The 13,765-nt window shown below is 31.2% G+C and carries 12 protein-coding genes; 11 read left to right on the forward strand and 1 reads right to left on the reverse strand.

The window, feature by feature from the left end:
* The first annotated feature begins 6 nt into the window (after window positions 1–6).
* The 6 genes from SYO3AOP1_RS06225 (at window position 7) to SYO3AOP1_RS06250 (ending at window position 6,648) form a co-directional block, all read left to right on the forward strand.
* Entirely contained in the window at window positions 7–993 is a 987-nt protein-coding gene (locus SYO3AOP1_RS06225) for an IS110 family transposase (protein ID WP_012459880.1), read from the forward strand.
* A 436-nt stretch (window positions 994–1,429) separates the two neighbouring features.
* Window positions 1,430–3,103, forward strand: a complete 1,674-nt coding sequence (locus SYO3AOP1_RS06230) for an IS200/IS605 family accessory protein TnpB-related protein (RefSeq protein WP_012459881.1) — start codon at window positions 1,430–1,432, stop codon at window positions 3,101–3,103.
* A 13-nt stretch (window positions 3,104–3,116) separates the two neighbouring features.
* Window positions 3,117–3,749, forward strand: a complete 633-nt coding sequence (gene lexA / locus SYO3AOP1_RS06235) for a transcriptional repressor LexA (RefSeq protein WP_012459882.1) — start codon at window positions 3,117–3,119, stop codon at window positions 3,747–3,749.
* Entirely contained in the window at window positions 3,736–4,266 is a 531-nt protein-coding gene (locus SYO3AOP1_RS06240) for a hypothetical protein (RefSeq protein ID WP_041674570.1), read from the forward strand. Before lexA ends, SYO3AOP1_RS06240 begins: the two co-directional genes overlap by 14 nt.
* The gene (locus SYO3AOP1_RS06245) at window positions 4,233–4,499 is read left to right on the forward strand and encodes a hypothetical protein (RefSeq protein WP_012459884.1); all 267 of its coding nucleotides are present in this window, start codon (window positions 4,233–4,235) and stop codon (window positions 4,497–4,499) included. Before SYO3AOP1_RS06240 ends, SYO3AOP1_RS06245 begins: the two co-directional genes overlap by 34 nt.
* Window positions 4,477–6,648 (forward strand): DNA polymerase domain-containing protein, encoded by a 2,172-nt coding sequence (locus SYO3AOP1_RS06250; protein ID WP_012459885.1) that lies wholly within the window; start codon window positions 4,477–4,479, stop codon window positions 6,646–6,648. Before SYO3AOP1_RS06245 ends, SYO3AOP1_RS06250 begins: the two co-directional genes overlap by 23 nt.
* Window positions 6,649–7,049: 401 nt before the next feature.
* Here the strand turns inward: SYO3AOP1_RS06250 and upp are convergent, their stop codons facing one another.
* On the reverse strand, window positions 7,050–7,670 hold the full coding sequence (upp, locus tag SYO3AOP1_RS06255) for a uracil phosphoribosyltransferase (RefSeq protein WP_012459886.1): 621 nt from the start codon (window positions 7,668–7,670) through the stop codon (window positions 7,050–7,052).
* Window positions 7,671–7,749: 79 nt separating this feature from the next.
* Between upp and SYO3AOP1_RS06260 the strand changes: the two genes are divergently transcribed.
* Genes SYO3AOP1_RS06260 through SYO3AOP1_RS06280 form a run of 5 tightly spaced genes read left to right on the forward strand, consistent with a single transcriptional unit; the run spans window position 7,750 to window position 13,740 of the window.
* Window positions 7,750–8,670, forward strand: coding sequence for a histone deacetylase (locus SYO3AOP1_RS06260; RefSeq protein ID WP_012459887.1), 921 nt, complete (start codon window positions 7,750–7,752; stop codon window positions 8,668–8,670).
* A gap of 28 nt (window positions 8,671–8,698) precedes the next feature.
* Window positions 8,699–10,192, forward strand: coding sequence for a UDP-N-acetylmuramoyl-L-alanyl-D-glutamate--2,6-diaminopimelate ligase (locus SYO3AOP1_RS06265; RefSeq protein WP_012459888.1), 1,494 nt, complete (start codon window positions 8,699–8,701; stop codon window positions 10,190–10,192).
* Window positions 10,185–11,549, forward strand: coding sequence for a UDP-N-acetylmuramate--L-alanine ligase (gene murC, locus SYO3AOP1_RS06270; RefSeq protein ID WP_012459889.1), 1,365 nt, complete (start codon window positions 10,185–10,187; stop codon window positions 11,547–11,549). The genes SYO3AOP1_RS06265 and murC overlap by 8 nt, the downstream gene beginning before the upstream one ends.
* 2 nt (window positions 11,550–11,551) lie before the next feature.
* The gene (locus tag SYO3AOP1_RS06275; protein ID WP_012459890.1) at window positions 11,552–12,907 is read left to right on the forward strand and encodes a nicotinate phosphoribosyltransferase; all 1,356 of its coding nucleotides are present in this window, start codon (window positions 11,552–11,554) and stop codon (window positions 12,905–12,907) included.
* Entirely contained in the window at window positions 12,904–13,740 is an 837-nt protein-coding gene (locus SYO3AOP1_RS06280; protein WP_012459891.1) for a metal ABC transporter substrate-binding protein, read from the forward strand. The genes SYO3AOP1_RS06275 and SYO3AOP1_RS06280 overlap by 4 nt, the downstream gene beginning before the upstream one ends.
* Window positions 13,741–13,765 lie beyond the last annotated feature (25 nt).

A 13,765-nucleotide genomic window follows, 5' to 3' on the forward strand; every position in this document is an offset into this window, starting at 1 on the left:
ACTATTATGAACAGCTACAAAATTGTTATAGGAGTTGATGTATCTAAAAACTCATTCACTGCTACAGTTTTGTATGATAACAAGAAAGAAACTTTTGAAGTTAAATCTGACCCAGTTGAGTTTGAAATGAAAGTAAAGCCTTACCTTAAGAAGTTTAAAAAGTCAGATATGCTTATCATAATGGAGCATACGGGAGTTTACCATTTAAAGCTTGCTAATTATCTGTATGAAAATGACTATAAAGTAGCAGTAGTAAATCCATTTTCAATAAAGAAATTTATGGAAGCTAAAATGACAAGAGTTAAAACAGATAAAGCTGATTCATTCTTTATAGCAGAGTATGGAAGAACGTTTTTCGATGGAGAGCTTTATAAACCAAAATCAGATGTAGAAAAAGAAATAGAAGTAAAACTAAAGATATTGGAAGACTTACAACAGCAGCTTACAATGCTAAGAAACAAAAGAGAATCATTAAGTCATGTACCAATGAAAAAATTGAAAGAGAATTTAGAATATTACGATGAGCTAATTAGAAAAATAGAAAAAAACATAAAAGAACTTGAGAAAGAGATAAAAGAATTGTCTAAGAAGAATTATCAAGAGGAATACAAACTTTTAAAAAGTATACCTGGTATAAGTGATAGGACTATAGGAATGATAATATCAGTATATGGAAATTTTGAAAGATTTAAGAGTGTAAAAGATATATCGAGTTTTATAGGAATTAATCCAAGCCCATATGAAAGTGCAGCATGTGTAAAGAAAAGTGGCTGGATAAAAAAGATGGGAAATCCATATGCAAGAAAGATATTATACATGGCAGCATTATCAGCAATAAGGTTTAACAAATACTGCAGAGAATTATACGAAAGATTAGTAAGTAAAGGTAAGGCTAAAAAGTTAGCATTAGTAGCTGTAGCACATAAGTTATTAAGGCAGGCATATGGTGTATTAAAGAATAAAAGACCATTTGATGAAAATTTTTGTACTTGACATTTAACATAGAACATCCTGAGGACGCAAGTCCGAAGGATCTCCTCTTTCAAAAAGTGAGAAAGTGAATAGAGGCAATTCATGAATTGCCTATACAGTGAATAAATTAGAGGGTAAGAAGACGGAGATTCTTTGCCTGCTGCAGAATGACGATGTTGATTTTTGCAAGCATTCTCATGATTTACACTTTAAAAACAGTTCAATTTATTTTACATCTCGCATTAACCATTTCGCATAGGTTCTATAAGACTATTAAAAGATGTCATGTTAAAACTGCTGATAAATCTGTTTTTCTTTTCTCTTGATTTTCGGTTTTTTTTCGGTATAATTATATACTAAAGGAGTTTAATAACAGTTGCCATTTTCTGTAAAAAAGTGTGCATGATGATACGGAAACAAGAAAATGTAGAATTGTAAGTAGAAAAGAGGCAAAAATATGATAACCTTGCAATGCCAACTTGAGTTTGAAAATAGGCAAGATAAAGAGATTATATTAGATTTAATGCGTAGATTCTCATCAGCAAGTAGATACGCATATCAAAGATTATTAGAAGGCAAAAAAAGAAAAGATTTAAAAAAGCAGTTATCAAGATTGTTTAATATAAATACAAGATATTCAGATGATGCTATATTCTTAGCACAGTCAATAATTTTGTTATACAAAGAAAGACAGCAAAATCCAAAAAAAGTTATCTTTGGTTCAAGGAAATTATTTGAGCAACTAAAGAAAAATCATTTAACAGGAAAAAGAAGAAAAGAGTTAAAAGCAAAATGGAAAGAAAGCAGACAAGGGAATTTGTATTCAAGAGGAGATAAATCTAAGCAAGGAAATCTAAATTTAAGATTTCATCGGATTAATAATGAGCTTTACTTGAGAATAAACACAGGAGATAGACAATATATCTACGCAAGAGTAATTAGAAGCGTTAAAAGGGAAAAAAATAAATGGATAGATTTTGTGTTTATGTTAGAAAATGCATATCAGACAGATGAATGGTTTGCGTATAGTGTTAGATTAAAAACAAAAAACAGCAAAATATACGCTTTTATATCCATAGAAGAAAAACTACCACCTATTACAATCAAAAGAGACAATGGTATTATAGGCATAGATGTAAACGCATATCCATTTCATCTTGCACTATCTTTTACAAGTAAAGATGGAAATTTAGAGAAATATCAAAGCATTAATTTAAATGAATTATTAGAAGCAAACTCAGAAAAAAGACAGTACTTAGAATGGCTAATAGCACATAAGATAATAAAGATAGCAAAAAAAGAGAATAAAGCTATCGCTATCGAAAATTTAAATAAACTACCAAAAGGTAAAAGAGGAGATGGATTTGCAAAGCTAAGAAGTAAATTACAGAAATGGAGCTATAAAAGATTATTAGACAAAATAGAAATATTAGCAAAAAGAAACGGGATAGAAATAAGAAAAGTCAATCCTGCATATACATCAGTAATTGGAAAGCTAAAATACTCGCCACAATACAACATAGACAAAGACATAGCAGGAGCTTACGTAATAGCAAGAAGAGGATTAGGATATAAAGAAAAATTACCAAAAAATTATAAAGAACTGTTAAATGATATTGATTTTCTGTCATACACCATCGCAAGAATTGAAGATAGTATTACAAAATTAAAACAAAAGATAAAAGAAGAGAAAAATGAATATAAGAGAAGCAAAATTAAAAGCAAATTAGCAAAACTAAGAAAAAACCTAAAAACACTACAAAACCACGTCTCACGTTTCACGTCTCCCGTTTCACGTTCAGAAAGTGGAAAGAGCAAGACAGCTACCCAACATCCTGTCAACCAACGGAAGGAACAGGTGAGGGGTCTGCCTACAGGTAGACATAAAAGCTGGCAAGTTCTTTCCATAGCCTTAGCCTTCTGCTGTTTTGAAAGATCGTATAGAGATCTTTCTCCTTTGAATCGTGTAATCGTTTCAAAGGATTGGACAGTAGTGGCTAATAGGTTAGCTCCTGTACTTGGTGCAGGGACTATGACACTTCCCAAATACCGCCTGTTGGGGTCGGAAGTGTCTGAAATGGCGGAATACAAATACCCCAACCCAAGCTGTAGTTTTATACAGTTTGGTTGACCAGGTGATAAAGATGACAAAGAGACAGAAAGAAATCTTAGACTTTATCATTGAGTATTATCAGAAAAATGGATATTATCCTACTTTGATGGAAATTGCAAAACATTTTAATCTTTCTGCTGTATCCACAATTCATGAACATCTCCAAAAGTTAGAGCAAGAGGGATATATAAAAAGATCCGGTAAGGGAAAAATTGAGATAGTTGAGAAGTCTCCAAAAAATGAAAATTCGTTTATTTTTCCATACTATGGAACAATCTCAGCAGGTAAGCCTATAGCTATAGAAAACCAAACTTTTGAGTATATAGATTTGTCTGACATTTTAAGATGTGAAAACTGCTACGCTTTAAGAGTAAAAGGTAATTCCATGATAGGTGAGTTTATTTTAAATGATGATATCATCATCGTTGAAAACAGAAAAGAAGCACTAAACGGTGAAATAGTTGTGGCGGTTATTGATGGAGAGGAGACGACCTTGAAAAAATTTTATAACTTAGGAAATGGCTATATTAAGCTTGTTCCTGCAAATCCAGACTATGAGCCTATGATTTATGAAGCTGATAGAGTAGAAATACAAGGTGTTTTGAAGGGCATTGTAAGAAGCTTTAAAGGTTTAAAAAAGGGGGCGTTGTATGATGAAGAGTAATTTAAAGAAAAGCAATTTAGACAAAATTCATATTTTGGACTTAGCTTTGACTTTAGAAAAAGAATGGAAAAAGCTTTCGATATCTGATACTGTACTTTTTTATCATAAGTTATGCTATACCTTTGCAAAAAAGTTTGATGAAGTTTATGTAATAGACTGTGGAAATTCTTTAAATCCGTATGGAATATCTTTATTAGCAAAATTTGATAGCAGAGATCCTTTCACGATTTTAAACAAAATAAAGATATCAAGAGTGTTTACTGTTTTTCAGCTTGATAGTGCAGTTTCTAAAGTTATAAGTAAAAATCCTAAAATTTTCCTCATCACAGAGCTTGATAAAATTTTGTCTGACGAAAGCATCTCAAACCAGGAGAAAGTAGCTACAATAAAATCAGCCTTTAAAAAAATTAAAAAAACTAAAGCATCTGTGTTTATCACTTTTAATAAAAAAGTATACTATAAGCTTAGCAAGGAGATGGAGCTATGGGAAAAACAATCCCTTCCGCAACTGGGATAGTGAGCTTAAAGCAAAAAGAGTATTCAGAGTTTAGAAAAGCATTGAGAAAAGAAGATAAAGAAGTCTTGGATAAACTTTTTGCTTATGCTAAATTTCATTCTCCAGCGATTGGCTGTTCTAATCAGTTTTTCCCAATGGAAAGCATAATCTTAAGCATGTTGATAGAGATGCAAAAAGAGATTGATAGATTGAAAGCACAGATAGAAAAAAATGAAAATATATCAAATCCTTGATGTATACTCTGACCAAAATGGAATTAACATATGGCTTTACAATGAAAAAGAAAGAATTCATATAAAAAAGCCATACCAACCTTTTTTCTATTTTAGAAAGAATGAGTCAGTTAAACGTTTACTGCAGAAAAAATTTAAAAATATCAAGATTGTAAAAGATATAAAAATAGACCTGATAGATGGAGAAATAGAAGTTTATAAAGTCATCACACAAAATCCACTTACTTATAATAAAATAATCAGTTTTATAAAATACTCAGACATTTTCACAGAGACAGATTTTTACAACATACAACTAAGCCCAGAAACGCTTTTTATGTTTGAGAAAAAAATATATCCATTTTGTAAATTAGAAAAAACAGAAAAAAATGGTCGCTGTTCTTTTAAAAAAATAGATGATTTAGATTTACTTGATTATGAAATCCTTCCACTGCGGATAATGTATATTGATTTTGAGCTCGGGATAGGAAAAGAAAACTTAAGATTTTTAAGACACATCCCTACATTAACTATCAGATTTAACGAAGATGAAAAATCAATTGTGATAGATAATGATCTTGAATATCTACAAGAACTTTTAATAAAAAAAGACCCGGATATAATCATAGCAAATTATGGAGATGATATATTAATACCAAATCTTTTTGAAAAAGGACTAAAATTTTTAAACAGAAATAATTTACCGGTAATAAAAAAAGAAGGTAAAAGTTTTGTATCTTATGGTCAAACTGTTTACACTGCTGACATGAGCTTACTTCTTGGAAGAATACATATAGACTCAAGAAACTCATTCTTTTATAAAGAAGTAGGCTTAGATGGAATAATTGAATTATCAAGAATATCTTCCTTAGGAATGCAAGCGGTAGCAAGAACAACCATCGGAACGCCAATTACTTATATGGAAATGAAAAATGCTTATGAAAATAACTTTCTCATACCGTACAAAAAAAACCAGCCGGAAGATTTTAAAACTCTTGAGCAGCTAATAAAGATAGACAAAGGTGGTTTGACATTAAAACCTTTAGTAGGACTATTTGAAAATGTGGCAGAATACGATTTTTTCTCTATGTATCCATCAATCATAACAAATTATAATCTTTCTTATGAAACTATTAACTGTAAGCATCCAGAATGTAAAAAAACCTTACCTTATACAAATTATAGAATCTGTACAAAAAAGATAGGCATTGTTCCACAAACATTAAAATGGCTTCTTGAAAGAAGGCTTAAATATAAGCAATTACTTAAAAAAGAAAAAAATCAGATTTATGATAATAGACAAAAAGCTTTAAAATGGCTTTTAGTAGTTAGCTTTGGTTATCTTGGATATAAAAACGCAGTTTTTGGAAGAATAGAATCACACGAAGCAACAACATCAATCGGAAGACAGCTTATTACTTTTGTAAAAGAGATTTTAGAAGCAAAAGGCTTTAGAGTAATTCATATTCTTACCGATTCTATCTGGGTTTACAAACATGATTATACGATAGATGATTATAAAAAGATGGAAGAATATTTGAATAAAAGAATCAACGAAAAATTTATTCCGGTGAATCCTGACGGAATACCATTTAAGATTTTACTGGAAGGTGTTTATGATTGGATAGTTTTTTTACCTTCAAAATCTAATTCCGTTGGTGTTTCTAACCGTTATTTTGGAAAGTTTAGCAATGGTGAGTTTAAATTTAGAGGAATAGATTTAAGAAGAAGAGATGTTCCAGAATTTATTAAAAATTTTCAATTAGAAGTTTTTGAGCATTTAGGCAAAGCAAAAAACAAAACAGAATTCTTAAAGTTAATAAAAGATATAGATGAGATATTCGACAAACACAAACAAAAATTAATGGAAGGAGATTTTTCATTAAAGGACTTAATAATAAAAAAGAAAGTTTCCAAGGATTCAAGTTCATATCAGAAAAGGACAGATTTATCAGAAGTAGCCGGAACTTTGCTAAAAGAAGGCTTTAATCTAAATCCGGGTGAAAGTGTTAATATCATTTATATTCTTGATAAATATATAAAAGCTATGCCGCTTGAAATCTATCTGACAAATCCAAAGCCAATAAACATAGAAAAATACTTAAAAATGCTTGAAGAATCTAAAATTGGATTATTACCAAAAAAGCTTTTTGGTAATGTATTAAGGTAAAAAATGGGAACAAGCATAATAGATTTCAAATAGAATTATTGAGATTTTTCGTATGGTTTTGGAACGATGTATTAATACTATTAACCTTCATTCTAAGACTTCAAAGCCGAGGGAACTTCTTTTTCAAAGATGGTGAGAAAATGAATAAGTGAGAGACAAAAGGTGGAAATTCCTCGCTGTAATTGCAGAATGGCATAGTTGAATAACTTTTATCATCAACTATAAAAATAGTATCATTATAAATTTACATCTTTTCATTACTCATACAGCTTAGCTCGATTTAGGCTGAATAGACCTTCCTGTAGTAAATCACGAACTATCTTTCAATATGTAATTAGATGCGGTACATTAATATCTTATCAACACTTCATTTTGCAATTTTATGTTTAACATCTTGCATTTTATGTATTAAAAGCCCTATCTCCAGCATCGCCAATACCTGGGATTATATAACCTTTGTCGTTTAATTCTTTATCAATCTGACCTATGTAAAATAAAACATCTTTAAATTTACTTATATTTCTGATTCCTTCCGGAGATGCAACTATATTTAATGAAATAATTTTCTCCGGATTATGTTTTTTAATCACACTTATTGCATACTCTAAAGAACCACCTGTTGCAACCATTGGGTCGACTATTATCACAGTTTTACCGTTTAAATCAGGAAGTCTTTCATAAAATAATGTACTTTTTAATGTTTCTTCATCTCTTTTTATTGCTAAAAATCCGGCTTTTGCCTCAGGTAAAACTTCTAAGCATCCATTCAACATCGGCAAACCGGCTCTTAAGATCGGTACAATAACGTATTTATCTTCTTCCAATGCTTCAAATGAACCTTTAGCAAGGGGTGTTTCTACTTCCGCGTATATCGGATTTTCATTCTTTAAAGCTTCTATTAATAAAATCTTTGCTATTATCTCTATCTGTTTTCTAACTTGAGAAGACTTTAAATTTTTATCTCTTAATTTTGTTAAAGCATTTTTTAACACCATATTATCAACTATTTTTATATTTTCCATTTTTTCTCCTTTAAGAGTTAATAAAATATGCCTAAAGTATTGTATAATTTTATCATTATTCAATTTGTGAGGTAATATCGTGAAGAAAGTTGGTTATTTTTATGATGATATATATTTAGAACATGATACAGGAATAGGTCATCCAGAATCTCCGGAAAGACTTATTTACATAAATAAATATTTAGAACCTATAAAGGATAAATTAATCCATCTAAAGCCAAGAAGAGCATCTGCTAAGGAAATAACGTTGATACATGATATTTACTATCCACAAGAAATAATGGATTTTTGTGCTGCCGGTGGTGGATATTTAGACCCGGATACACACGTTGGAGAGTATTCGTATGAAGCTGCTGTGATGGCAGTAGGTGCGGGTCTTGAAGCAATCGATAATATCGTTAATGGAAAGATAGAAAGGGCATTTTGTGCTGTAAGACCACCGGGTCATCATGCAGAAAAAGATAAAGCAATGGGATTTTGTATCTTTAATAATATTGCTATAACAGCAAGATATGTACAGCAAAAAGGCTTTAATAAAGTTTTTATAATAGATTTTGATGCCCACCATGGAAACGGTACACAAAAAGCTTTCTACGATGATGACACTGTGTTTTACTTTTCAACCCATGAATATCCCTTTTATCCGGGAACCGGTTCAAAAAATGAAAAAGGAGTTGGAAAAGGCTACGGATATACTTATAATGTTCCACTGCCCGCCGGTACAGGTGATGAAGTCTATACAGAAATTTACAGTCAAACCCTGCCAGAGCTTGTAAAGTCTTTTAATCCAGACATAATTCTTGTTTCTGCCGGTTATGACTTACATCAAGATGACCCATTAACTTACTTAGAAGTATCAACAGAAGGAATTGGAACGATAGTAGAAAATATTTTAAAGTCAGCAGATGTTCCTTATGTCTTCATGCTTGAAGGTGGGTATAATCTAAATGCTTTAGGTGAAAGTGTAAGATTAACAATTGAAAAAATGCTTTACATCTAACCTTAATTGTTATCCTTAAGGAGCATTGATGAAATTACTAAAAGAGATATTAACAGATGAAAAAATAATTTATGGAAATCAAGAGACAGTTATAGAAGGAATTACAAATAACAGCAAAAAAGTCGAGAAGAATTACGCATTTTTTGCCATTAAAGGCACATCGGTAGATGGTCATAACTTTATTGACGAAGCTATAAAAAATGGTGCATCTGTAATTTTTATAGAAGATGAAAAGTATGTTGAAAGTTTAAAAGGAAAAAATATAACTGTTGTTTTGACAGATAACGGCAGAAAGTCTTTAGCTTTGGCTTCAAACAGGTTTTATGATAATCCATCTGAAAAGTTAAAAGTGATAGCAATTACTGGAACAAATGGAAAGACTACAACATCAAACTTACTTGCCCAGTATTATGAAATGGCCGGGTATAAAGTTGGTGTAATCGGGACAATCAATTACAGAGTTGGAGATGAGATATTATCTTCAGGACATACAACGCCAGACCCAGTAGAATGGTTTAAAACACTTAAAGTAATGAAAGATAAAGGGGCGGATGTAGTAGTTGCAGAAGTTTCTTCCCATGCAGCAGACCAGTATAGAGTTTATTCAACAAAGTTTCATGGTGGAATTTTTACGAATCTAACACAAGACCATCTTGATTATCACCAAACAATGGAAAATTACTTCTTAGCAAAAAGAAGAATTTTTGAGCAGATTGATGAATTCAATAAAGAAGCAATTTACAGCATAAATGTAGATGATGAGTATGGAAGAAGAATCTTAGATTATCTAAAAAACCATTTAAAAGTCAATGATGACAAAATCATTACATACGGAAAAACATCAGAAGATTTTAAGATTCTTGATTATAGACTTTCACTTTTTGAGACTGAATTTAGCTATAAATATAAAGATACATTAAGCAAAATCAAAACAAAATTGAGAGGGGTTTTTAATATTTATAATCTATCTGCTGCCGTTTCTTTTCTTATAAAAGATGGTTTTGATTTGAAATTCTTAGAAGAAAAAGCATTACATCTAAAGCCGATTAAAGGAAGGTTTGAAGTAATAGAAGGGCAAGGTTTTATAGTTGTTATAGATTATGCCCATACACCGGATGCACTTGAAAACATTTTAAAATCGTTAAATGAAATCAAAGAAAATAGAATCATAGCAGTGTTTGGAGCAGGTGGCAACAGAGACAAGACAAAAAGACCATTGATGGGAGAGACGGCAGAAAAACTATCTGATATTGTAATTCTAACATCTGATAATCCAAGAAATGAAGACCCATTAAGTATAATAGAAGATATCTTAGATGGAATAAAAGATAAAGACAAAGTAATAACTATTGTAGATAGAAAACAGGCAATAGAAAAAGCTATCAGTTTAGCAAAAGAAAAAGATATAATTTTAATAGCAGGGAAAGGACATGAAAATTATCAGATAATTGGCGATAAAATATTGCATTTTGACGATGCAGAAGTAGTAAAAGAAATTATAGACGGAGGAAAAGGTGTTTAGAGGTAAAGTTAGAAAAATCCATTTTATTGGAATTGGCGGTTCTGGAATGAACGGCATAGCTGAATTATTGCTAAACCAAGGATACACGATAACAGGTTCAGATTTAAAAGAGTCTCCAACGATTGAAAGATTGAGAAATCTTGGAGCAAAAATATTTATAGGGCATAGTGAAGAAAATGTTAAAGATGCGGATGTTGTAGTGTATTCATCAGCTGTAAAACCCGATAACCCGGAAATGATAAAGGCAAAACAGCTTGGAATTCCGACAATACCAAGAGGGGAGATGCTTGCTGAATTAATGAGATTCAAATATGGGATAGCCATTGCCGGAAGTCACGGAAAAACAACAACAACATCAATGGTAGGAACCGTACTTGGAAAAACCGGATTTGACCCAACGGTTGTAATTGGCGGTAAGTTGGAAGCATACGGCAGTAATGCAAAGCTTGGAAGAGGAGAGTTCTTAGTCACAGAATCAGATGAAAGCGATGGTTCTTTTTTAAAATTAACTCCGACCATTGTTTCTATAAACAATATAGATTTAGAACATATAGGATTTTATAAAGACTTAGAAGACATTAAAAAAGCTTTTGTTGCCTTTGCAAATAAAGTACCATTTTATGGAGCAGCAGCTGTTAACATAGATGATGAAAACGTAAAAAGCATTTTGCCTTACATTGAAAGAAAAGTTATAAAATTTGGATTTTCAGAAGATGCAGATATTAGAGCTTATGATGTGAGATTAGAAAATGGTAGATACAAATTTAAAGTCAATGATTTTGGAGAGATACACCTTTCAGTTCCAGGCATTCATAATGTTTATAATGCCCTTGCTACAATAGCAATATGTAATGAGCTTAGCGTTCCTTTTTGTGTCATAAAAGAAAGCTTAGAAAACTTTAAAAATGCAAAAAGAAGGTTTGAGATAAAATACTCCAACGATATCATTGTCATTGACGATTACGCACACCATCCAACAGAACTAAAAGCAACATTATCAGCAGCAAGAGATTATTTTAAAGACAGAAGAATAATAGCAGTATTTCAACCTCATAGATATTCAAGATTAAATGCCTTATTTGAAGAATTTGCGAAAGCGTTTGATATTCCGGATATTACTATCGTAACGGAAGTTTATTCAGCAGGCGAAAGTCCAATTGAAAATGTTTCAGGCGAAAAATTGGCAGAGAAAATCAGGGAGTATGGAAATAATGTTTATTATGTATCAAATTTGGAAGAGGCAGAAAATCTGTTAAAAAATATCATTCAAAAAGGTGATGTAATACTAACCCTCGGAGCAGGAAGCATTACTCAGCTTAGCGACACTTTAGCTAAATATTTATCAGAAAAAGAGTAAAAATGGCAGTAGATAGATTTGTAAATAAAGATAATATGTCTCTTTTGACAGACCTGTATGAGCTTACAATGGCTCAGGTCTATTTTAATAAAGGAATGAATGGTACTGCTGTTTTTGATTTCTTTATCAGACCGACAAATAAAAGAAACTATTTTTTAAACGCAGGGCTTGAACTTTTAATAGATTATCTCTTAAATTTAAAATTTACAGAAGAAGATATAGATTTTTTAAGACAAACAGGCAGGTTTTCAGAAGAGTTTTTAGAATATCTTAGAAATTTTAAATTTACAGGAAATTTATATGCCATAGATGAAGGAGAGATAGTCTTTGCCAATGAACCCATAGTCCAAGTAGAAGCCCCATTAATAGAAGCCCAAATTATTGAGACATTTTTAATAAACACGCTTCAAATCTCAATCCTTGTAGCAACAAAAGCCTTAAGATGCTACAGCGTTGCTGAAAAAGCTCTACTTGTAGATTTTGGACTGAGAAGAGCTCATGGCACAGACGCAGGAATGATAGCATCAAGAAGTAGCTATATTGGTGGTTTTGTGGGAACATCAAATGTTTTAGCAGGCAAGGCTTTCGGAATTCCAATCTATGGAACAATGGCACACTCTTTCATAATGGCTCACGATACAGAAGAAAAGGCTTTTGAAGATTTTGCATCGATTTATCCGGAAAACACGATTTTTTTAGTAGATACATACGACAGCTTAGAAGGTGTAAAAAACGCTATAAAAGTAGCTAAAAGGCTTGGCATCAGAATAAAAGGCATCAGATTAGACAGCGGAGATGTAGCAACTTTATCAAGAGAAGCAAGAAAGCTTCTTGATGCAAACGGTTTTAGAGATGCAATTATTTTTGTCAGCGGTGGTATAAACGAATATAAGATAAAGGAGTTGATTCAGGATAAAAAAGCTCCGATTGATGGCTTCGGTGTTGGAACAGAGCTTGTAACAAGTGCAGATTTACCATATTTAGATTGTGCTTATAAATTGGTAGAGTATGAAAGAAAGCCAAAAATCAAGTTAAGCAGAAAGAAAATGACATTACCTTTCAAAAAACAGCTTTTTAGAATCTACAAAAATGGCACTATCTTTAAAGATATTGTAGGACATTTTGATGAACATTTTGATGACTCTGTTAAAATGCTCAAACTTTATATTGAAAATGGTGAGCTGGCAAGAAACCTTCCATCTTTAAAAGAAATCAGAGAAAAAGCATTGATTAACTTTAAAACAGTTCCAAATACTTTTAAATCTTTAAATCAATACATGACCCTTACACCGGAAATATCACATAGGCTATTAAAATCGGCAGAAGAGTTAAAAGAAAAGTTGAGGTTGAAGCATTGAAAAGGATAATTTTATCAGTTTTACTGCTTTTTGGTTTTTCATTTGCAGAAGTTAAAATCACAACCACTATAAAACCTTTAGCAGATATAGTAAAAGAAGTTGGGAAAGATAAAGTAAATGTGGCTTATATAATCCCTTCAAACGTAAACTTTCATACTTACGAATACAAGCCGATGGATATAAAAAAAGTATATGAAAGCGATTTATTTATATTTATAGGCTATGGAGAGCCAAACATATCAAGCCTTACAAAAAATCTTAAAAAAGAAAAATTAATACAGATAACAAACCTCAAAGGAATGTTTCTTTTAAAAGAAGAAGACCATGATGAAATCCATCCGGCAGTATGGTTAGACCCGGAAAATGTAAAAGTAGTAGCAAAAGCAGTTATGGATTTTTTGATATCCAAAGATAAACAAAATGCACAATTTTATAAATCAAACTATTTAGAATTTGAAAAAAAAGTAAATGAAATTTTAAACTATGGAAAAACAAAACTTTCATCAGTTAAAAATAAATACTTTGTATCTTATCACTATGAATTTCCTTACTTTGTAAAAAGATTTAATCTTATCTATCTTGCAGAGATAGAAATGGGTCATGGAAGAGAGCCATCACCAAAACATTTGATAGAAGTGATTCAAAAAATCAAAAAATATAATGTAAAAGCAATTTTTACATCAAAGCAGTTTTTCAATCCAAAGACTGCCAATATCGTCATATCTCAAACAGGAGCAAAAGTAATTTTTCTTGACTCTATGGGTGAGACAGGAGATTACTTAAATATGATGAGACACAATATAGACAAAGTTTATGAAGGACTTAATTTATAAGTATTGAATATTATTTAAATTTACA

The sequence above is a fragment of the Sulfurihydrogenibium sp. YO3AOP1 genome (genome assembly GCF_000020325.1).
GTDB lineage: Bacteria > Aquificota > Aquificia > Aquificales > Hydrogenothermaceae > Sulfurihydrogenibium.